Origin of the sequence: Candidatus Nitrosopumilus koreensis AR1 (genome assembly GCF_000299365.1) — an archaeon.
Classification (GTDB): domain Archaea; phylum Thermoproteota; class Nitrososphaeria; order Nitrososphaerales; family Nitrosopumilaceae; genus Nitrosopumilus; species Nitrosopumilus koreensis.
The window spans coordinates 640,443-659,082 of record NC_018655.1; the positions used below are offsets into that span (position 1 = coordinate 640,443).

The window sequence follows — 18,640 nt, forward strand, 5'->3', positions numbered from 1 at the left end:
TTAAAAAATTCTAACAAATTTTCAGAGAATTAACTACATTGTTTATCTCTAATTGTGTGTATAATACAGTATGAGTATCGCAGGAATGTATATGCTAAACACTCCACAGTATCAGGAGGAAAAAATCCAACAAGCACTAAACATGCTCTATATCGATAGGAAGAATGAATTTCGAGAGCTATCTGAGATCTTACTATCTGAGAAAGCTCGCAAATCAATTCCAAACTGGAAAGAATTTGTTTTGAATTTTAGTTTGGATGTTGAAGAGGCATTTAAGACTTGGTCAGGAAAGAATCCACTACTTTCTAGCTCTCCCCAAAAAGCACTTACTATTCTAAGGCAATTGGGACGTGGAAAAACGTCTATGAACCAACTTGCACATCTTCTTAACATGTCGTACAACATTTCATTGGAATTCAAAGAGATCTACAGACGACTAAAGTAATCTCTTTAATTCTTTTTTTGCTAAAACCTAAATTTGATTATAATTTCGATAATTTGTAATGGATTTCATGCTAGAAGAGGAACTAATTGACTTGATGACATTTTGTTTGCAAAATCCTGAATCTTCTGAAGTTGCTGAAAAACACAAACGAATCACTGAGATTGGACACGAGCTGTATGCAGACGGCGGCATTGATGCACTTGAGAATTTCTTTTTTGTACTCAAAAATAGAATTACTGAAGAAATAGAAAAAGATCCATCCCCAATGCGTTCGCTATGGAATGGCCTTACTGATGAATGGCAGTATTGAATTTCTGTAAGAAATCTATCCTCTGCCGATTCTGAAAATGGCTGTACTGCATGTTGGGCATGTGCCTTTGATTGCAGGTTTACCATTTTTCATTGTGTATGGTTTAGCGCCACCGATTTCTCGTTTGTCTCGGCATTTTACGCAGTATCCTATTGTCATACGTTCACTAGGCTCAAGGTTCTATTAGCAAGAACTTGTTGATTTTTTTTTACTAAGAGGCAAACCTCCGATCTTAATTATTGCGTTACTGAACAATTTTTTTCGTAACGGAGGTGATTTTCGAACAATTTCTACACATTTTTTAAATAAATGGTGTTTTTTCTAGTGATTTTACACCCTTTGTGTTTGTCATTTTTGATCAGTTGCACATCAAATACGTGTCGATTGAAATTTGCATACATGCAACTTGAATTCGTTTTTTTTGAATTTGATAAAACAAAATTAGTTTGAGATGATCATTTTTTTAAAAATTCTTTTGATGCGTTATGTAACTTACAACCTTTCAAGATTTTTAATTATTGTACTTTTATTTACAATTATTTTTCCTGGGTTCAAAACATTTTTTGGATCAAACAATTTTTTTATGTCTTTGAATGTTTCATAGTTTGTTTTTCCATATTGTTTTTTGATAAATTCTGAACGTGCTAGACCGTCTCCATGTTCTGCAGTTATGGTTCCGCCCATCTTGATAATTTTATCAAAAAATTCTACAGCAATGTCTTTGATTGATGACGTTTCTATTCTCTTTGCAATCAATCTGATGTGCAGGTTTCCGTTTCCAATGTGTCCGTATATGATTGATTTTGTCTTGAATTTTTTGTTGATATTTTCTATGGTTGAGAATAGCTCTGGCAGTTTCTCTATTGGTACTGCGGCATCTTCTATTACATGTGGTATCCTGTTTTCCTTCTTGATGCTTCTAAGGCTGTAATATAGTGAGGAATCTCTGTATTTCCACCACTTGTGAATCTCTTGCTTTTTTGTCAGTTTTTTGGCCATGCTGCCTGAGATTGTCTGTTTGATTTTTCTCTCGTTTTGGATGATTTTTTCATCATACTCTACAAAAAGCAAGCATTTTGTATTTTTTTGAAAATTATGGTCTATCTGTTGTAGTGTGGTGCGATCAACAAATTCTATTGCAGATGGATTGGTATTGTTTATTTTGATACAATCACTTGCAACGTTGCTAATTGAATCGTACTCTATGACAAAAAGAATTCTTTTTTTTGGAATGTTTTTGATTTTTAGTTTTGCAGCTGTTATGATTCCAAGTGTTCCTTCTGAACCGATAATGATTTTGTGACTGTCTTTTGCTGTTTTTATTTTGTCAATTCTGTATCCTGAAGAGTTTTTGGAAACTTCTGGGAATTTCTCTTTGTCAATTTTTATTTTGTTTTTAATTTTGTTAGAAAATTTTTGGTTTTTTGGAAGTACTACCTTGTTGCCGTTTCCATCAATAATTGTTATCTCAATTACATTATCAATCACACTTCCATACTTTAGACTCCTGCTTCCACTGGAGTTATTTCCAATCATTCCACCTATTGAACAAAAAGAACCAATTGATGGATTTGGTGGAAAAAATTTTTTGTTTTTCTCTAGTATCCTGTCTAGTTTTCCTTTAACTGCACCTGGACCTACAACTGCTTGATTTTCTTCTACTTTGATTGAATCAAAATTTTTCATATCTAAAACAATTCCGTTGTTTAGTGCACTTCCAACCAGGCCTGTTCCTGCACCGCGAACAGTTACCGTAGTTTTGAATTTTTTTGCAATCTTTATTGTGTTGATGATGTCTTTTTCATTTTTGGGAATTATTATGACCTTTGGAATAATCTGGTATGAGCTTGCATCAACTGAATAAAATTTCTTGAACTCTTTTTCTGTATGTATCTCTCCTTGAACTACTTTGGATAGTTCTGTGCTCAAAGAACTCATTTGATAAATCTAAATTCTGATTCGATAATAATCCCATCGTTCAGGATCAAACTTTGCGACAAACTCTGCCTGCTCTCTTTCAATTCTTGACTGAATGACGTCTCTGAGTGCAAAACTTGTAAGGTACTTGAATTTTTTTGCATGGGCTTGCATTACAAACATGTGGCGCATCTCGCTTCCGCCTTTTAGTCCCCAATAACCCATCTTGACTGCAATTGGTTCTAAAAATACGGTATTTCCTAGACCATAATTCTCATCTCTGACTTCTTCTCGCAGATTATAATTCTCAAGAGCTCCTCCTTTTGCATATCCTACAATCTCTCCTTTCTTGTTGTTTAATCTCAATGTGGTGATGATGGTCTCTGAATCTTTTATTGACTCTTCAAACTTGTCTAAGAACTGAAGCGGTCTAGGTAACTCTAACATGATTTCGTGCAATGAATTTATGAAATCTGGATCGTTTCTTGTGGGCATGCTTTCTATTGTTGGTACTAGTCTGAGATTTTTATACGCACAATCAGCTTGAATGGTGATTTCTTGCTGTCTGATTCTCATAAATGACAAAACAGTGTCAAAAAAAGTTTTTTCTCATCTCGTTTGAAAGTACTTTGAGTACTGGCTTTACCATTTCAGTCTCTTTGTTTAGCAGTTCTTCAAAGTATGCTACTGCACTTCTGACAATTAATGATGGCCTCCATGCAAGTGCATGTGCGTTCATCTTTGCCATTTCCATGGCTTTGGAAAAATCTCCCAGTGCATACCCGCTAATTCTGTCCACTACTGTAAGATACCATCCCATCTCCATGATGTGTTTTTGATACTCTATGTTGTTTCTTGTCAAATCTGAATTCTGAAAACACTGTTTAATTTGAGCCTCTGCATTTTTTTTCAACTCTCCGGCCCAAGGGTATGTTGTTCTTAGAATCAACACCTTGACAATTTCTAAATCAATGTTTGCATTTTTAATTAACTGGCCAAGTTTTCTGTCTGCTGAAATAAATTTTAAAACACTTTCTTCGTGTGGTTTGTCAACACTCTTTTCAGGATCAAAGTCATGAAACAACGCTGCAACATAGAGATATTTTTTATCATCCTGTGTGAATTTTATCTCTTCTATCTTTGTAGCTAGTAATGAAAAATATGTCACTTCTAATTCGTGATTGATGTTGTGATATCCGTAATAGTCTCTGCCAAGACCCCTGCTTTCAAACAAATCAATGGTGTAATCTAGCATCTCCACATAACAGTCGTCTTCTAGCCTGTTTTCTATTAGCAAATCCAGAATGTTACTTCGCATTACCTGGGTGTTTGCAAATAATTGCATTATCCCTCAATCTTTTATCTTGTTTTTAAAGTTGACCTGACAACTCTTGAAACTTCGTGTAGAAAGGTTCAATAGAATTGTAAATTTGCTATTTTTAAATGGCAGTAGACGAAGATCTCTTGAAAGTTTTAATTGATTCTGCTAGTGCTTCAGAGTTTACACTTTATCTAAAAGATTCTTCATACCCTCTTACCAATGTTTCAGTAGCTCATTCTCCAGTTCCTGTCAATGAACCTACTACTCGTGGCGGTGTGTATTTTTCAGACAAATTTGCCTACAAGATGAAGGCAACAGTACAAGACCTCTCAGTAGTTCCATTACTTACTAAAAAGATGCTTGGCCCAAACACAGAGTTTGGCGAGCTCAAAATCACTACTAGTATGACTATTGATGGGAGTATCAAAAACTTGGAAATCTTTACAAATCTTACAAACAGCGTTCAAACGCCTGACTCTATAGAACTCAGTATGATTATTGTAAAACTAGAATCTGTCTAGTCTACAAAGTACTTGTCGTATCTTTCTCTGCTTTCTTTGTCTGAAAGCACCTCGTATGCCTTGTTTAGTTTTGCCATTGTCTCTTCTGAGTCTTTTTTGGTTCTATCTGGGTGATTCTTTTTTGCAAGTTCTCTGAACTTTGTCTTTATCTCCTCTTGTGTTGCTTCTCTTGAAACTTCGAGTGTTTCATAATAGTTTGGCAGCTCGTTGTTTTTTGCAGCATCTCTGAACTCTTTGTCTTTAACGGTGTTTCTTCTTTTTCCAATCTCTTCGTAATCATCTCCCCAGTCTGAATGATACTTTTCTTGTGTCTTGTCTTTTTTTGATTCCAGCTCTTCTTTGTCGTATGATGTTTTTCGTCTAAGAATAATGTCTCTAGCTAAAAACAAGAACAATCCAATTACTGCTATTGCAAATCCGCTAAACAGAATAATCTTGTCATTATCTGATACTTCAAGATCCATGTCTAGCTCTTGGGTTTGCCCGTATGAGACTTGTGCTAAAAATATCATTGTTGAAATTAAAAAGATACTTGAAATTCTCAACTCTTCTTCACTATGTTAATCTAAAATCTTCTTTTGCCGTATTTAATACTACATGTGTGATTGTGTTTTCGACATTAGGCATTGCTCCAAGATCTTTTACAAACTTGCTTAGTTCATTTCTTTCCTTAAACTTTGCAATGATTACTGTATCAGTTGAGCCGGTAATGTCATACACTCCACAGACATTTTCAAATTTGGATATCTCTTCTTCAACGTCTAAGATGTCGCTTTTTGCAATGATTTCAATTATTGCAGTAAGGGAATAGCCAAGTTTTTCATGATCAATTATTGCAGAATACCCGTGAATTATCTTTGCTTTCTCCATTTTTTTATTCTAGATAGAACCGTTACAGTTGACATTCCAAGCTTTATTGCAAGCTGTCTTGCTGATAGTCTTGCATCTACCATCAGGTTTTTGAGAATCTTCTCATCTGTATTGTCCAAATCCACACTCTCATAACGGGAAAAATTTATTTAAATTTTCACTAGATTACTGAAAATTTGTTTAATCTGTCAGGCTCGCAATCTGTTGTGTCTTTTCAAATTTAAAACAAATAGGTTGCCATATCTCTTATGGATAAAATCGATGAACTTGTTTCTCAGGGCAAGTCATTTTTGGAAGACGGGAAATACGATGATGCCTTGGGGTTTTTTGAGCAAGCACTTCTTTTGAATCAAGACAACCCTGACTTGTGGAACTACAAGGGAATCACACTTCGAAGTCTTGGAAGATACGAAGAGGCAATGGACTGCTTTAACAAATCACTGCAAATTGACCCACGTGACCGACATTCCTCTTGATTTTATGTTGACAAACAGTGAATCTATATTATTAACAAAATATTATCTGATGTGTTGAATGACACAGAAAGAATGATGGCAGAAGCCTACGAATGTGTTGAAGAGGGTGATTTTCATGATGCGCTTAATCTCTATGATCTTGTACTAGAAAAAGAGCCTTCAAACGTTAGTGCCCTAATTGACAAAGGAGTAACTTTGCAAAACATGGGCAGAATCAAACTTGCAATTCGCTCATACGATAAGGCATTATCAATATCTCCTACAAACATTGATGCTTTGCTTAACAAGGGAACTGCATTGCATTCTGATCAAAAGTATGCTGAGGCAATGGAGTGCTATGATGCAGTACTGCAAATTGACAAAAAGTGTGCAATGGCACTTGCATACAAGGGACTTTCCTTGGGTGAGACTGGAAAACTGCAAGATGCCTTGAAGCATTTCAAAAAGGCATTATCCATTGACAATGAATTTGACTTGGCAAGCATCTCAAAGGATATGGCACAAAATTTGATAAAATCAATTAAAGAAACTAAAACACAGTAACGTCGCCAGGTGCTGGTTCTCGGTTCATCTCTTTTTCGTGTGACTCGAAAAATTCTTTGTGTTCTGATTTTTGATGTTCTCTGAGTTTTTCTAAATTCTCAAACCCCTCATGACACAGATAGCATTTTGGCTTGTGTTCGTCTACTAGAGGAAGTACCATGGTATGATATCTTTGCTTGGCTACTTATTTCTTGAGCCTAACTAAGGAATATATCATGAAAGAGACGCCAGACTGTATGCTAGAGCAGTTGGCAGGCGATTCTCAGGCACTAGATCGAGCCATAGCAGGAGAAGAACTGTCCTACAAAGACGGTCTTGAGCTGATGAATTATGATAACCTGCATTTACTTGGAGCAGTAGCTGATGCCCGCAGAAAAGAACTAGTTGGAGATACTGTGACTTTTGCAGCATCCTACTACATGAACTACACAAACGTCTGTGCTGCAAGCTGCCAAATGTGTGCATTTTACAGAAAAGAAGGTGCAGAGGATGCTTACACACTAACTCCTCAAGAGATTGAGCAACGAGTTGGAATTGCAAAACAGATGGGGGCAACTGAAGTTCACATCGTTGGAGGATTTCATCCAAAACTTCCACTAGAATACTATGAAGACATGATGAGAACCATAAAGAAAAGCCATCCACAACTAAACATCAAAGCACTAACTGCTGCTGAGATTTTCTATCTATCAAAACTTACAAAAAATTCCACTAAAGAAATTTTGTCTCGTCTAAAAGATGCTGGACTGGATTCAATGCCAGGTGGTGGTGCAGAACTGTTCCATCCAGACATTAGAAAAAAAATTGTTAGAGGTAAATGTACAGGACAAGAATGGCTAGATGTAATTGAAGAGGCCCATAACATGGGAATCAAAAGCAATGTGACAATGCTTTATGGACACATTGAAAAACCTGAACACATTGTTGATCATCTAATAAAAATCCGTGAACTGCAAAAAAAGACAAATGGTTTCATCACACTTATTCCTCTAAAGTTTAGCCTTGATAACACCGAACTAGAACAAGAACACTTGGTAAACAATGAGTGCTCTTCTGTTTATGACCTGAAAGTTATTGCACTGTCTAGACTAATGCTTGCAAATACACTAAACAACATCTCTGTTTATTGGGTGGCATACGGAAAGAAACTAGCTCAGGTTGCACTATCAAATGGTGGCAGTGATTTGGTTGGAACTGCATTTTCTGAGGAGATTTATCGCGCTGCAGGAAAGGCAACCAGTTCTTCTGTTGATGAGCTTGCAACTATGGTAAAAGAGATAGGACGTGTCCCTGCGCAAAGAAATACTCACTTTGATATATTGAAGACATTTTAGTTTCGCAATTCTAAATTCTGTTGGTACCATGGCAAAGAAAAAGACATTAAAAAAAAGAGAAAACCTTCAATGTCACTGGCATTGTCCTTGCGATGATTGCAGAGCAGCTGAAGAGCAGTCTTTTTGAGAACTAGTCTAGATGTTTTTTAATAGAGTCTACCTTTTCTTGCATCTTTAGGTGCTTGTCTCTTCGTGAATCAATCTTGATTATGACTTCGACCCTGTCGATTCCTAGATTGTGAACAGTCTCACTCATCTGCTTTGTTGCCTTGTAAATGGTATCCATGTCATCTGACTCTAAAATTGTCCCCATCGGGTTTATTTCGTATTTGAGGTTCTCGATTTTTTGAATCGATTCTATTGCCTTTGCAATGTAAAAACTGGCGCTGGTTGTTCTGGTAGCTATTGGATAGATGCTAATCTCTGCATGAATCAACTTATTTTCTGTGTTTAATTGGGATTAAAAAGTTTGAATCACTCTGCAGGTTTCTTTTCTGTTCTTTTTGCACTGCCTTTTCTGCGCCTTGCTCCAAAACTTATCAAAACCAACAAGAATCCTACGCCAATTAGCAATCCATACAGTAACTGTAATGCCTGATTCTCGTCTTCAGCTACCATCAAGTCAATAATCTCTTCTTCCGTCATTCCAGCTTGTCCTGTAGGTGGCTCACCTGTTGTCAATCCTATTATGATTCCTGCAGCAATCATGACAATGCCTCCTGCAAAAATTTTCTTGTCAATTAGTACCAATTTGACATTGTTTTGCATCTATCGTATATTAGGAAATTGGTTTTTGTTTTTATTTGAAATAGTTTGATCTAAAATCCTTCTGGTGGCTTTTGTACAAATACGTTGCAGACAAGTGCATCTGTTTTTTTGTCTCTGTATTGAACATTGCATGAAACAAATTTTCCTTTCAGTGCTCTTTCTAAATCCTCTTTTGTCTTTTCTTCGTATTGTGGTTGTTGTGGATCGTCAATCTTGCTCATGATTATTTTTTCTGTCTTGCCATACTCCTCTTTGTTGTCTTTTCTGACATGACTTACAAGCAACTCAAATGCGTTGTTAGTCAAAATTCCCACAACCGGACCGCCTATTCCGTCACCCATTGATTCTAAATTTTTTTTGTTCTATAATTACTTGATGAACTGTTCCCTCTCTGTTTTATATACTGAAATTCGTTTAGTTTTTCATTTTAGAAATGTTGTTTGGCAATCTCCAGTTCAACGTCTGTCAAACAAAATTTCAGGTAGTGGTCATTTGTAATCATTCACAAGACAATATCAAAAATCAATCAAACAGGCATTAAATTTTTTAAAAAATCAAAATTATGATAGTCTAATCTAAAAAAATAAAAAAATGGGTTTAGGCTATACAGAGTTCTATTACTCTATGGATAGCTATTGTTCCTGAATTTGTAATTGATCCATTACACAAGTTGAGTATGTTTCCCCAGTTGGTGATTGTGTTACTATTAGAAAACAATCCTTCATTTAGAATTGTATCAAAATTCATAACCGGACCACTGTTGGTGAATGTGCCTGATGTCATGATGGTGCCGCTGTTGACCAAGTTCAAAGAGTTGGTAAATGTGCCACTACTAATTAGTACGCCATCTATTCCTACTTTGATAGTACCGGATGTCGTAATTACACCAGTGCTTGTCAATTGACCTTCATTTTTTATAACACCTGTTGGGCCGTTAGTAATTGTTCCAGATGATGTTAGTTCACCAAGGTTCTTGAAAGGACCGCTATTTGTTATTGTACCTTTAGTGCTATCAATAACACCATTATTGGTAAATTCACCAGATGTTGTAATTACACCGCCACTTGCAATGAGGATTGTTCCATGGTTTACTATAACACCACTACTAGTGACGCTACCAATGCTAAAAGTGGTATCTGCACCGATAACTAGTTTATCAGTTGGGCCAATCACAAGAGTTCCAACTACACATGTTGAAGTAGCAGAGCTCCATGATCCGCCTATTGCTGGAGCATTACAAGATATTTTATCATGGACAGTAGAGACTACTGCTGATGCGTCTTGACCAGTAAAGGCTAAAACAGAAACTAATGCAACTAATACAGGAAGTATTAGAATTTGCTTTGTATTTGTCATTGTATGTTTTATGAAATTTATTGTATTAACTCACGCTGACATGAATGTTGGTTTGATGTACATATTTGATGGTATAGCAGACAAATATGTACGTATATTGAATGTTAACTAATTTTTGAAATTATTTTTGCAAAGTCTATGCCAGTACTAGTCAGAGAAATATTGATTTTGTTATCCTCAATTACAGACTCAACAAGACCCTTTTTCTCCATCCATACAATATGTTTTGCAAGTCGTGCATAGTTTAGTTTGGTATCAAGGGCTAGCTGCGTTTTTCCTTCAGATGGATTTTCTTTCATAAATTTTACTATGCGCATAAGAGTTTTCATGCTTGGATCAAAAGTTGGCACAAGAGATTTGGTTTTCAGAATTTCTACTACTTTAGGATTGATGGTTTTACTCAATATGTGCTCAATTATAATGCAAAACCACTGTTCATAAGTATGCCTCTTCATACAGGCAGGGACTAATTCCCTCTGCGATTTGTTTGGCAATATCGCTTGGTTTACCGTCTTAGAATTTGTAATGCAAGACATACCACTATAACGTAAAATTTCTCAAATGGTATTTGATTACTAGTTACAATCGATTATCTGACCTATCTGTTATCTAGTCACTTTTTAGATAAGAATCAATCATTTACTATCCCAAAAGTATCAAAAAGAGTTTAGAATCTAGTCGTCAGATTCTTCAAATTCTTCGTCTTGTTCATACCCATCTTTTAGTTCTAGTTGATGGTCTTCTTCTTTCATTTCTTCTTGTTCAGCTTTTTTCCATTCTTTTTCTTTGTCTTCAGACATGAATTACAAAATACGTTTCTGGCATATTAACAAATTCTCTATTTTCAGTTTTGAGACTATAAGGATCATTGATTTTCAAAGAATTTACCATTAACCTAGTTCATTTTTAATAGTACTGATTTTTAGAGGCAATACAAGGAAATTTTGTACTTATTTTGTGGCAATACTTAGCTCAAAGTCTGGAACAAGCCCCTTCTCTTTTGCCATCTCGAATACTTTTCTTATTGATTCTTCACCTGCATCGCCCATGTTGACTGTGACTTTGTTTACGTACATTTTTACAAATTTTTCAATCAAATCCCTTGGCTTTCCTCTAGAGTATTGCATTGCATATTCTAGTGCATCATCCATATTCTCTAATCCGTACTCTATTGAGGCCTGAAGATACTTGTCAAACTTGTGGATTGTCTCCATTCCCAAGTCTGTCTTCATTACATTGATTCCAAGTGGAACTGGGAGTCCGTTTGTGGTCTTGTCCCACCATTCCCCTACATCTAGAATCTTTACGTTTCCTTCTTGCTCATATGATAACTGTGTCTCGTGAATCACAAGCCCTGCATCGACCTTGCCTGACTTTACAGCCTCTGGAATGTCGCTAAAGTTCATCTCCACATAATCAAACTTTCCAATCATCAGTTGTAATAGCAAAAATGCTGATGTCATCTTTCCTGGAATTGCAATCTTGCATTTTTTTATCTCATCAATGCTCATCTGTTTTCTTGCAGTGACAATTGGACCGTACCCTATTCCAAAACTTCCGCCACTTCGCAAGATAGTATATCCTGGAATGTATGCACATGCATGAACTGAAACTGCAGTAACGTCTAGCTGTGGATCTGTAGCTTTGCGGTTTAGTTTCTCAATGTCTTCAATTACGTGATTTACTTTAAAGTCTGGTGATGGAACTTTTCCTGTAAACATACCATAAAACATGAATGCATCATCAGAATCAGGAGTATGTCCCACTGAAATTTCCATAATCCGTTCAGATACAGTCGTAATAAAAATCAAAACCTGTTGCAGAGAGATTTTCTAATATATGCCAAAAATTATTTTCTTTTATGAATACAATTGATGCATTTGAAAAGGACATATTCTCTCAAGTTGATTTTCTAAAATCATTTCAAAAACAAAAACCAATCTCACAATCTCTTCAAAAAAACACAATCTTTTCTGGAAGCGGTGATTCATTGGTATCTGCAATGCTTGCTGAATCTTTTTCTGGTGGAGTGGTAAGAGCAATTGATCCTTTGGATTTGTACAAAAACAAACTTCTTGTAAAATCAAAAAACGTCTATTTTGTCTCTATTTCTGGAAATACCATTACTAACGTTAAAACTGCAAAGATTGCACACAAATCAACTGCAATTACTGCCAAAAACAACAGCAGATTATCAAAATCTGCAGATAATACCATCTTGCTTTGCGCGCCTACCTCTGATGTATTTACTGCAGGAAGTATCACGTTTTTAGAAAGCGCACTTACTTGCATCTCTTTGGTAAAATCAATACGTCTTCCAAATGTGTCTAAGATATTTTCAAAAGCGAATATTGACTCTAAAAAAATCAAGGTATCAAAAAGAATCTATGTCTTGGGAAATCTATTCACATTTCCTCTTGCAATGTTTTGTGCAGCAAAGTTCTATGAGGTGATGGGTTATGATGTCCACTATTGCAGAATTGAGCAATTCTCTCACATGGAGTTGTTTTCAGCAAAGAAAGGCGACACTGTAATTATCTTTGAGCAAAAAAATGCACACAACTGTAATCTGGCAAAAAACCTCAAAAAAATTGGCATGCATGTGGTTCATCCAGACATACCATCTGACAAACTAGCTCAGATGCTGTACTGCACATTTTTCTCAGAACTGATTGCGCTAAATGAGGCAAAGAAGAAACGAAAAAAAGATTGCCACTTTGTCACTGCAAAAAATATTCGAAATGTTAGCAACCAAATGATTTACTGATCTTTTTTACAAGGAACGTTTAATAGCTGAATCTTAGGGTTTTGGGAATATGGTAAAATTCAAGTCAACCAGTGAGGTCCTGAAAATTATCAAAAACAAGGATCAGATCCGAAACTTTGGTGTTATTGCTCACGTTGACCACGGAAAGACTACCATGAGTGACAGTCTCTTGGCTTACTCTGGAATTATCGCTCCATCAGCTGCTGGAAAGGCACTTGCAATGGACTTTGATAAAGAAGAGCAACAAAGAGGAATTACAATTTATCAGGCAAACGTTACTTTGCTGTTTTCACAGAAAGGAAAAGAATATGTCATTAACATGATTGATACCCCTGGACACGTAGACTTTAGTGGAAGGGTAATTCGTAGCCTTAGGGCAATTGATGGTGCAGTGGTTGTATGTGATGCTGTTGAGGGTATAATGACTCAGACTGAAACTGTAACTAGAATGGCACTAGAGGAGAGGGTAAAACCTGTATTGTTTATCAACAAAGTAGACAGACTCATCAAGGAACTGCGATTGACTCCTGAAAAGATGCAGGCACAATTAGCAGAAGTCGTTTCAAACTTTAATCAATTAATTGACACATATGCAGAACCTGAATACAAAGAAAAGTGGAAGGTATCAATTCAGGATGCAAGTGTCACATTTGGTTCTGCAAAGGACAGATGGGCAATTAACATAGATTTGATGAAAGAAAGAGGAATCACATTCAAAGATGTCATTGATGCATATACAAATGAAAAAGTAGAAGAACTAGTAGAGAAAGCACCACTAGCTGATGCAGTTCTTGGAATGGTTGTAAAGCATCATCCTGCTCCACACGAGGCAGTCCAGTACAGAATTCCACAAATCTGGAAAGGTGATTTGGAGTCTGATGTTGGCAAAGCACTACTTGCATGCGATGATACTGGTCCGACAATTATGATGATTGTAAACATGGTCTTAGATCCTGCAGCAGGTCCTGTTGCAATTGGAAGACTGTTCTCTGGAACAATCAAAGACGGACAAACTATCAACATTATAGATGAAAAACGTGAAGGAAGAGTTCAGTCTGTAAACTTTTTCATGGGAAACCAAAGAGAGCAAGTTGGTGAGCTTGGCGCTGGAAACATTCCTGCATTATTAGGATTAACTGAAGCTAGAGCAGGAAACACATTATCATCTGTTAAGGGAATTCAAATGTTTGAAGGTGTAAAGTATGTCTCTGAACCTGTTGTTCAAGTTGCAATCGAGCCAAAACATCCTAAAGATTTACCTAAACTAGTCGAAGTTCTAAAACAACTAACAATTGAGGATCCTAACCTTATCGTAAAGATTGATGAGGAGAGCGGTGAGACAATTGTTGCAGGAATGGGTGTGTTACACCTTGATGTTGCCACTCACCGTATCCAGGATGCCAAAGTCGAGATTGTTACATCTGAACCTCTGATTAACTACAGAGAGACAGTAAAGTCTGCATGTGAGCCAATCATGGCAAAATCTCCAAACAGACACAACAAGATCTTCATGAAAGTCGAGCCACTAGAGCCTGCAATTGCAAACATGTTAAGAACAGGCGAAATCAGCGACATGAAAGACAAAAAAGTTGTTGCTGACTTGCTAAAGGGCGCTGGATGGGATACTGATACAATTAAGAGAGTGATGAAGTTTGATTCTCGCGGCAATGTCTTGATTAACGGAACAAAAGGTGTTCAATTTGTACAAGAGTCAACTGACTCTATTAACTCTGGATTTGAAGAAGTAATGAAAGAAGGACCTCTCTGCAGAGAGCAGATGAGGGATTGTAAATTCACGTTTACTCACTTTGTACCTCACGAGGACACTGCACACAGGGGTTTGTCTCAACTGGGACCAGCTTCTCGTCGTGCATGCATGGGTGCATTGCTTACTGCAGGAACTGCAGTGCTAGAGCCAACTCTGGCAATTGAGGTTCGTGTGCCAACTGACTTGGTTGGAAACGTCGCCACTGTTCTTTCTGGAAAACGTGGCAAGGTCTTGGACATGTCACAAAAAGGCGCATCAAGTATCGTTACAGGTGAGATTCCAGCCTCTGAGACATTTACATTGTCTGAAGAGATGAGAGGCCAGACTGCAGGACGTGCTACATGGAATACTTCCTTTAAGGCATGGACTGAGGTTCCAAAATCAATGCTTGCAACAGCTGTTGCTGATATCAGAAAGAGAAAGGGACTAGCACCAGATCCTCCAAGAGCAGAAGAGTTTATTGATAAAGAGTAAAAATAGAATCCCCCCATTCCGTTCCTAATTCACTGCTGTTTTTCGTTATGACTAGAGAATGATTTGGATTATGATTTGTTGCAATCTTTTGAAATACTAGGTATTGAATAATTTTTTATTAAATGAAACCTATTACAATTTTCAGATTTTTTTCACCAATCAGATATATTGAAATTATTGCAGTTCTTTCTGCTTTTCAAATTTTAGATATTGCTTGGCAATCAGACGTTATCATCTTCAATTTTTTCTTTCCGGTAATTATCGGAAGTGCTGCATTTGATGCAGTGTTTCACAAGGATGGTTTCAAAGCTGGTTTCAAAAGTGCAGGGATAAAATACTATACAGGAATGGGGATCCAATTTGTAGGAAGCGCTGTTTCAGCATTAGCCAGTTTCAATACAGATCCAGAAAAAATTCCAGTCATTATCATGTATACTGTGCTTCTGTTAGGAATAGGCGGAGCACTAGAAGGATTTCATTTTTTTTCTGAAAAGAAACTCAAAAACATTGTATTAACACCTGTTCAAAAAATATTGGCATTAATTGGACTTACTCTTCTGATATTTTTCTTTGGGCTTTACACAGTTCTTGAATTAGTTCCACGCACACCATGGTTTAATTGATTATGTTTTGACACTCAAAAATCAGAAAAACCACTACAATGTAAAATTCCTTAAAGGCTACGGTCACTCTATCTCGGTAAAAGATTCCAAAATAATTCTAAAGTCAAACCACGACCCATTTTCTCCACCAGAACAAGAAGAATGGTTTGTCAAAAACATGCCATATGAGAAAATAGTTCTTTCAGGCAAAGGATATGTCTCAACTGAAGCATTATCATTACTTTCAGAGAACAATCGCAATGTCATTTTGTTAGACAATCACGGAAAGCCTGTTACATTCTGCAATGGCATGATGGATTCTCTCACTGCCACAAAATACAGAATGGCACAATATGATACATTCCGAAATCCTGAGAAATGTGAGTATCTGCGTAAGCAGATTATATCTGCAAAGAAAGAATCTCAACTAAAGTTATTACGATTAATTGGAAGTGAAATTTCAGAACTTCCAGATTCAGAACACATTTCAGCCAAAGTCTATTGGACAGAATTTGCAAAATTTATCCCTGAAAAATATCAATTTCATTCCAGAAACCAATCTCACATCACATCATCAAAAAATAACGCAACTGACATCATCAATGCTCTGCTAAACTACGGATATTCTGTACTTGCAGGAGAAATTTCCAAGTTTGTATGTGGATTTGGTCTTGACCCGTACCTTGGATTCATGCATCGTTCTCATACAGGATTTCAGCCATTGGTGTATGATATCATAGAACCGTTCCGATGGTTAGTGGATTATACTGTTTATTCCATGGCAAATCATAGTTCCACAAGACAGAGAATTAAACTCAAAGAGTATAGTTTTACAAAAGATGGAACTGTAGTTTTGGAATATTCTTTGATCAAGAGATTTTTGGAGATGTTAGAAAGACAGTTTTCTCAAGAGAGAAAGTATTCGTTTAGACATGGAAAGAAGACAAAGGATGGTTTGAAATCCGTTCAAGAAATTACTGTTGTAAAGATTATAATTCAAAATTTAGTAGAATACAGTACAGGAAAACAAAAAAGTTTAGAATCTAATAATTTTGCTTTTTTCGATTTCTAAACAATGGAAAAATAATGACAATTACAGAAATTATTGCAAATACTATTCCATATGGAAATGGAAAAATCATTTGAAATCCAAAAAATGCTATTATGCTAGCAATGATTGCAAGTACACGGTTTGTTGTAGTTTGTGAGGAATTTTTCATGACAGCACCGGCAATTGTTAATCCAAGACCTACAACTACAATAACTGCAGAAATGGTTTGTATCTGATAAACTGTTTGACATCCACTGCTTATGTTTGTGGAAATTACCTGACCAAACTGTCCCACAAATGAGCCACAATTAGAAACATCAGGTTGAATCGTAAAATACACAAAAACTCCAATAACCATCAAAATAATACCAATAATCAGAATTGGGGTGTTCATAAAAATTAGAATATTAGTATGAACTTAAGCGTTTAGAAATAATCTAATATTGTCTATATTTCTGAAAAGATCCTTTTCTTTTACAGTTGGCACATTTTGCATTCTTTGACCAGCCCTCAACTGACCAACCATGACCAATTCTAACTGTGATTACTCTGTCACAGTTTGTGCAGATTACTTTTACCTGATAGGATTTCTTTGGGTCAGGTTCTCCTTTTAACCACTCTTTGAGCCCCACAATAGAATTTCATTGTGTATGAACTTAAGCATATTGAAGTTTACACTTAGGGGAAAATCTTATTCAATTCTGGGCTTTCCTCAATCTGTTTTTCTAGATTCACACACATATCACGATTAAAATCAGGATATTTCCAACAAAACTCTCTTGCCTCTTGGATGTATTCTAGTTCGCATTTGATCCATTCATCTCCTGATGCTCGCAAAATTTGGCATTCAGTATGACCAGTAGATAGTCTCTCTGCCCATTGTTGTTTTTGATATTCCTCATTGGCAATATATGCAATAATTGCAATTAGAAGTATTCCTCCAACAACCCCAAGAATAACTTGAATTCGATTCACAATCTCATTTGTTTAGTATGAACTTAAGCATATTGGCAAAGGAAATAAACTGGCAATCTATGATCATATTATGAAATTTGTACTATTGTTAATTTTGATAGGGATGATTACTCCTGTATTTGCACAAGAATCATCTTTTGATGAACAATTAATGAATAGTACAGAATATTCGAAAATCATAGATAGGTTATACCTCCTTGAAAATGAAAATAAACAACTTGAAAATTTAATTCATAATTTTGATGATGGAATTTCTTCAAAATTATCTAAAATTGATGAATCTTTAATTCAATCTGGAGATGTTGCAAACAAATCCCTTTGGTTGGGACTCTATATTTCCATGGTATTTGCAGGAATTGCCATTGCAGCAACAATAATTTATTCTATAAAATTAGGATCTCAAACCAAATTAATTGAAACTGATATCAAAACACGGATCAGACCAATTTTAAGTCGAAAAGAATTACGAAAAAAAATTACTAATTCAACAGAACAACACGTAGGTGAATTACACACACTTTCTAAACAAAAAGCTCTATTTCATTTTCAGAATACAGGTACATTGCCTGCGGTAAATATATCTCGGAATTATTATGCTGAGATTAGAGAAACACCTTCCAATGAAATCAAACTAGATCCTACAAAATATGTGGATGCCTTCAAAATGGCCTCATTGGCCCCAAATGAATACTATAGTACAGATATTTTTTGGCTTGATCCATGTTTTGATGATGCAGTGGATAAAAATACATGTTATTTTGGATTGATAATTTGGTATCATGATTCAAAAGGTACAAGATATCACTATCACATAGAAGGATATTTTGACAAAGGAGAAATGATGTTAAATCACGTAGATATGGATTAAACTTCACAATAAGGGCATTCGACTTCTTCTTTGTGTGATTTAACCAAACTTACAAACTGTGACAAACATTCAGTACAAACATACTTCAGTCTTTTTCTTTTCTGAGTCTTATAATACATTGCCATAATCCAATTCACTCTTTGAGTTCTAAAATTTCCTTCCTCATCATAATAGTAGATGTGCCATCGCTTCTTTGTGGATGTTTTGTGTCTGTGGTTTCCTCGATGTGTGTATGTTTTTGACACTGAAACAACTAGTTTCATGCTACCTCTAT

26 protein-coding genes and 2 pseudogenes are annotated in these 18,640 nt (G+C 36.0%); 11 read left to right on the plus strand and 17 right to left on the minus strand.

Features of this window, described 5'->3' with window-relative positions; all coding sequences use genetic code 11:
* Window positions 1-70 precede the first annotated feature (70 nt).
* Window positions 71-445, plus strand: a complete 375-nt coding sequence (locus tag NKOR_RS03740; RefSeq protein WP_014963032.1) for a hypothetical protein — start codon at window positions 71-73, stop codon at window positions 443-445.
* A 58-nt stretch (window positions 446-503) separates the two neighbouring features.
* Window positions 504-755: a hypothetical protein gene (locus NKOR_RS03745; RefSeq protein ID WP_014963033.1), complete on the plus strand. Its 252-nt coding sequence runs from the start codon at window positions 504-506 to the stop codon at window positions 753-755.
* A 15-nt stretch (window positions 756-770) separates the two neighbouring features.
* On the opposite strand, the gene NKOR_RS09955 is transcribed toward NKOR_RS03745, so the two are convergent.
* The 3 genes and pseudogenes from NKOR_RS09955 to NKOR_RS03755 all read right to left on the minus strand — a co-directional run bounded on the left by NKOR_RS09955 (window position 771) and on the right by NKOR_RS03755 (window position 4,017).
* Window positions 771-914: a DUF5679 domain-containing protein gene (locus tag NKOR_RS09955; protein WP_012215116.1), complete on the minus strand. Its 144-nt coding sequence runs from the start codon at window positions 912-914 to the stop codon at window positions 771-773.
* Window positions 915-1,247: 333 nt separating this feature from the next.
* Entirely contained in the window at window positions 1,248-2,693 is a 1,446-nt protein-coding gene (locus NKOR_RS03750) for an FAD-binding oxidoreductase (RefSeq protein WP_014963034.1), read from the minus strand.
* A gap of 9 nt (window positions 2,694-2,702) precedes the next feature.
* Window positions 2,703-4,017 (minus strand): annotated as a pseudogene (locus NKOR_RS03755) (HD domain-containing protein).
* Between the two features lie 98 nt (window positions 4,018-4,115).
* Between NKOR_RS03755 and NKOR_RS03760 the strand changes: the two are divergent.
* Complete coding sequence (locus tag NKOR_RS03760; RefSeq protein ID WP_014963035.1) at window positions 4,116-4,514, plus strand: hypothetical protein; 399 nt, start codon at window positions 4,116-4,118, stop codon at window positions 4,512-4,514.
* Here the strand turns inward: NKOR_RS03760 and NKOR_RS03765 are convergent.
* Entirely contained in the window at window positions 4,511-5,059 is a 549-nt protein-coding gene (locus NKOR_RS03765) for a DnaJ domain-containing protein (protein WP_016939632.1), read from the minus strand. The two genes, NKOR_RS03760 and NKOR_RS03765, sit on opposite strands and share 4 nt — an antisense overlap.
* A 10-nt stretch (window positions 5,060-5,069) precedes the next feature.
* A pseudogene (locus NKOR_RS03770) lies at window positions 5,070-5,509 on the minus strand (Lrp/AsnC family transcriptional regulator).
* Window positions 5,510-5,632: 123 nt separating this feature from the next.
* Between NKOR_RS03770 and NKOR_RS03775 the strand changes: the two are divergent.
* Complete coding sequence (locus NKOR_RS03775) at window positions 5,633-5,860, plus strand: tetratricopeptide repeat protein (RefSeq protein WP_014963037.1); 228 nt, start codon at window positions 5,633-5,635, stop codon at window positions 5,858-5,860.
* Window positions 5,861-5,914: 54 nt separating this feature from the next.
* Window positions 5,915-6,403, plus strand: a complete 489-nt coding sequence (locus NKOR_RS03780) for a tetratricopeptide repeat protein (RefSeq protein ID WP_014963038.1) — start codon at window positions 5,915-5,917, stop codon at window positions 6,401-6,403.
* On the opposite strand, the gene NKOR_RS09960 is transcribed toward NKOR_RS03780, so the two are convergent.
* Window positions 6,390-6,563: a hypothetical protein gene (locus tag NKOR_RS09960; RefSeq protein ID WP_014963039.1), complete on the minus strand. Its 174-nt coding sequence runs from the start codon at window positions 6,561-6,563 to the stop codon at window positions 6,390-6,392. The genes NKOR_RS03780 and NKOR_RS09960 overlap by 14 nt on opposite strands.
* Before the next feature lie 76 nt (window positions 6,564-6,639).
* On the opposite strand from NKOR_RS09960, the gene NKOR_RS03785 reads away from it, so the two are divergent.
* Window positions 6,640-7,737 carry a radical SAM protein gene (locus NKOR_RS03785; protein WP_016939634.1) on the plus strand — a complete coding sequence of 366 codons (1,098 nt, stop codon included), beginning with the start codon at window positions 6,640-6,642 and terminating at the stop codon, window positions 7,735-7,737.
* A gap of 130 nt (window positions 7,738-7,867) precedes the next feature.
* On the opposite strand, the gene NKOR_RS03790 is transcribed toward NKOR_RS03785, so the two are convergent.
* From NKOR_RS03790 to NKOR_RS03815, 7 genes are all read right to left on the minus strand, one after another.
* Complete coding sequence (locus NKOR_RS03790; RefSeq protein ID WP_014963041.1) at window positions 7,868-8,173, minus strand: MTH1187 family thiamine-binding protein; 306 nt, start codon at window positions 8,171-8,173, stop codon at window positions 7,868-7,870.
* Between the two features lie 38 nt (window positions 8,174-8,211).
* Window positions 8,212-8,505, minus strand: a complete 294-nt coding sequence (locus NKOR_RS03795; RefSeq protein ID WP_014963042.1) for a cytochrome c-type biogenesis protein — start codon at window positions 8,503-8,505, stop codon at window positions 8,212-8,214.
* Between the two features lie 50 nt (window positions 8,506-8,555).
* A complete protein-coding gene (locus NKOR_RS03800; RefSeq protein WP_014963043.1) occupies window positions 8,556-8,846 on the minus strand; it encodes a hypothetical protein in 291 nt (96 codons plus the stop codon).
* A gap of 256 nt (window positions 8,847-9,102) precedes the next feature.
* Complete coding sequence (locus NKOR_RS03805; RefSeq protein WP_014963044.1) at window positions 9,103-9,861, minus strand: hypothetical protein; 759 nt, start codon at window positions 9,859-9,861, stop codon at window positions 9,103-9,105.
* Window positions 9,862-9,965: 104 nt separating this feature from the next.
* Entirely contained in the window at window positions 9,966-10,265 is a 300-nt protein-coding gene (locus NKOR_RS03810) for a winged helix-turn-helix domain-containing protein (RefSeq protein WP_014963045.1), read from the minus strand.
* Window positions 10,266-10,535: 270 nt separating this feature from the next.
* Window positions 10,536-10,661 carry a hypothetical protein gene (locus NKOR_RS10535; RefSeq protein WP_016939635.1) on the minus strand — a complete coding sequence of 42 codons (126 nt, stop codon included), beginning with the start codon at window positions 10,659-10,661 and terminating at the stop codon, window positions 10,536-10,538.
* A 150-nt stretch (window positions 10,662-10,811) separates the two neighbouring features.
* On the minus strand, window positions 10,812-11,639 hold the full coding sequence (locus NKOR_RS03815; RefSeq protein ID WP_014963046.1) for an MqnA/MqnD/SBP family protein: 828 nt from the start codon (window positions 11,637-11,639) through the stop codon (window positions 10,812-10,814).
* Between the two features lie 83 nt (window positions 11,640-11,722).
* On the opposite strand from NKOR_RS03815, the gene NKOR_RS03820 reads away from it, so the two are divergent.
* From NKOR_RS03820 to cas1, 4 genes are all read left to right on the plus strand, one after another.
* A complete protein-coding gene (locus NKOR_RS03820) occupies window positions 11,723-12,628 on the plus strand; it encodes a sugar isomerase (protein ID WP_014963047.1) in 906 nt (301 codons plus the stop codon).
* 49 nt (window positions 12,629-12,677) lie between these two features.
* Window positions 12,678-14,870, plus strand: coding sequence for an elongation factor EF-2 (locus NKOR_RS03825; protein WP_014963048.1), 2,193 nt, complete (start codon window positions 12,678-12,680; stop codon window positions 14,868-14,870).
* A 122-nt stretch (window positions 14,871-14,992) separates the two neighbouring features.
* Window positions 14,993-15,493 (plus strand): hypothetical protein, encoded by a 501-nt coding sequence (locus NKOR_RS03830; protein ID WP_014963049.1) that lies wholly within the window; start codon window positions 14,993-14,995, stop codon window positions 15,491-15,493.
* A gap of 7 nt (window positions 15,494-15,500) precedes the next feature.
* Window positions 15,501-16,544, plus strand: coding sequence for a CRISPR-associated endonuclease Cas1 (gene cas1, locus NKOR_RS03835; RefSeq protein ID WP_014963050.1), 1,044 nt, complete (start codon window positions 15,501-15,503; stop codon window positions 16,542-16,544).
* Here the strand turns inward: cas1 and NKOR_RS03840 are convergent.
* From NKOR_RS03840 to NKOR_RS03850, 3 genes are read right to left on the minus strand one after another with little or no spacing between them, the layout of a single operon-like run.
* Complete coding sequence (locus NKOR_RS03840) at window positions 16,516-16,917, minus strand: hypothetical protein (protein ID WP_014963051.1); 402 nt, start codon at window positions 16,915-16,917, stop codon at window positions 16,516-16,518. The genes cas1 and NKOR_RS03840 overlap by 29 nt on opposite strands.
* Before the next feature lie 43 nt (window positions 16,918-16,960).
* Window positions 16,961-17,155, minus strand: coding sequence for a hypothetical protein (locus NKOR_RS03845; protein ID WP_014963052.1), 195 nt, complete (start codon window positions 17,153-17,155; stop codon window positions 16,961-16,963).
* 46 nt (window positions 17,156-17,201) lie between these two features.
* Entirely contained in the window at window positions 17,202-17,498 is a 297-nt protein-coding gene (locus NKOR_RS03850) for a hypothetical protein (RefSeq protein ID WP_014963053.1), read from the minus strand.
* A 70-nt stretch (window positions 17,499-17,568) separates the two neighbouring features.
* Between NKOR_RS03850 and NKOR_RS03855 the strand changes: the two genes are divergently transcribed.
* On the plus strand, window positions 17,569-18,366 hold the full coding sequence (locus NKOR_RS03855; protein ID WP_014963054.1) for a hypothetical protein: 798 nt from the start codon (window positions 17,569-17,571) through the stop codon (window positions 18,364-18,366).
* On the opposite strand, the gene NKOR_RS03860 is transcribed toward NKOR_RS03855, so the two are convergent.
* Window positions 18,363-18,629, minus strand: a complete 267-nt coding sequence (locus tag NKOR_RS03860; RefSeq protein WP_014963055.1) for a hypothetical protein — start codon at window positions 18,627-18,629, stop codon at window positions 18,363-18,365. The genes NKOR_RS03855 and NKOR_RS03860 overlap by 4 nt on opposite strands.
* Window positions 18,630-18,640: the final 11 nt, after the last annotated feature.

What these genes read in the sequence shown, in the direction of transcription:
- NKOR_RS03740 (WP_014963032.1), top strand. Translation starts at nt 71, where the DNA reads ATGAGTATCGCAGGAATGTATATGCTAAACACTCCACAGTATCAGGAG.
- NKOR_RS03745 (WP_014963033.1), top strand. Translation starts at nt 504, where the DNA reads ATGGATTTCATGCTAGAAGAGGAACTAATTGACTTGATGACATTTTGT.
- NKOR_RS09955 (WP_012215116.1), bottom strand. Translation starts at nt 914, where the DNA reads ATGACAATAGGATACTGCGTAAAATGCCGAGACAAACGAGAAATCGGT.
- NKOR_RS03750 (WP_014963034.1), bottom strand. Translation starts at nt 2,693, where the DNA reads ATGAGTTCTTTGAGCACAGAACTATCCAAAGTAGTTCAAGGAGAGATA.
- NKOR_RS03760 (WP_014963035.1), top strand. Translation starts at nt 4,116, where the DNA reads ATGGCAGTAGACGAAGATCTCTTGAAAGTTTTAATTGATTCTGCTAGT.
- NKOR_RS03775 (WP_014963037.1), top strand. Translation starts at nt 5,633, where the DNA reads ATGGATAAAATCGATGAACTTGTTTCTCAGGGCAAGTCATTTTTGGAA.
- NKOR_RS09960 (WP_014963039.1), bottom strand. Translation starts at nt 6,563, where the DNA reads ATGGTACTTCCTCTAGTAGACGAACACAAGCCAAAATGCTATCTGTGT.
- NKOR_RS03785 (WP_016939634.1), top strand. Translation starts at nt 6,640, where the DNA reads ATGCTAGAGCAGTTGGCAGGCGATTCTCAGGCACTAGATCGAGCCATA.
- NKOR_RS03795 (WP_014963042.1), bottom strand. Translation starts at nt 8,505, where the DNA reads ATGCAAAACAATGTCAAATTGGTACTAATTGACAAGAAAATTTTTGCA.
- NKOR_RS03800 (WP_014963043.1), bottom strand. Translation starts at nt 8,846, where the DNA reads ATGGGTGACGGAATAGGCGGTCCGGTTGTGGGAATTTTGACTAACAAC.
- NKOR_RS03805 (WP_014963044.1), bottom strand. Translation starts at nt 9,861, where the DNA reads ATGACAAATACAAAGCAAATTCTAATACTTCCTGTATTAGTTGCATTA.
- NKOR_RS10535 (WP_016939635.1), bottom strand. Translation starts at nt 10,661, where the DNA reads ATGTCTGAAGACAAAGAAAAAGAATGGAAAAAAGCTGAACAAGAAGAA.
- NKOR_RS03815 (WP_014963046.1), bottom strand. Translation starts at nt 11,639, where the DNA reads ATGGAAATTTCAGTGGGACATACTCCTGATTCTGATGATGCATTCATG.
- NKOR_RS03820 (WP_014963047.1), top strand. Translation starts at nt 11,723, where the DNA reads ATGAATACAATTGATGCATTTGAAAAGGACATATTCTCTCAAGTTGAT.
- NKOR_RS03825 (WP_014963048.1), top strand. Translation starts at nt 12,678, where the DNA reads ATGGTAAAATTCAAGTCAACCAGTGAGGTCCTGAAAATTATCAAAAAC.
- NKOR_RS03830 (WP_014963049.1), top strand. Translation starts at nt 14,993, where the DNA reads ATGAAACCTATTACAATTTTCAGATTTTTTTCACCAATCAGATATATT.
- NKOR_RS03840 (WP_014963051.1), bottom strand. Translation starts at nt 16,917, where the DNA reads ATGAACACCCCAATTCTGATTATTGGTATTATTTTGATGGTTATTGGA.
- NKOR_RS03855 (WP_014963054.1), top strand. Translation starts at nt 17,569, where the DNA reads ATGAAATTTGTACTATTGTTAATTTTGATAGGGATGATTACTCCTGTA.
- NKOR_RS03860 (WP_014963055.1), bottom strand. Translation starts at nt 18,629, where the DNA reads ATGAAACTAGTTGTTTCAGTGTCAAAAACATACACACATCGAGGAAAC.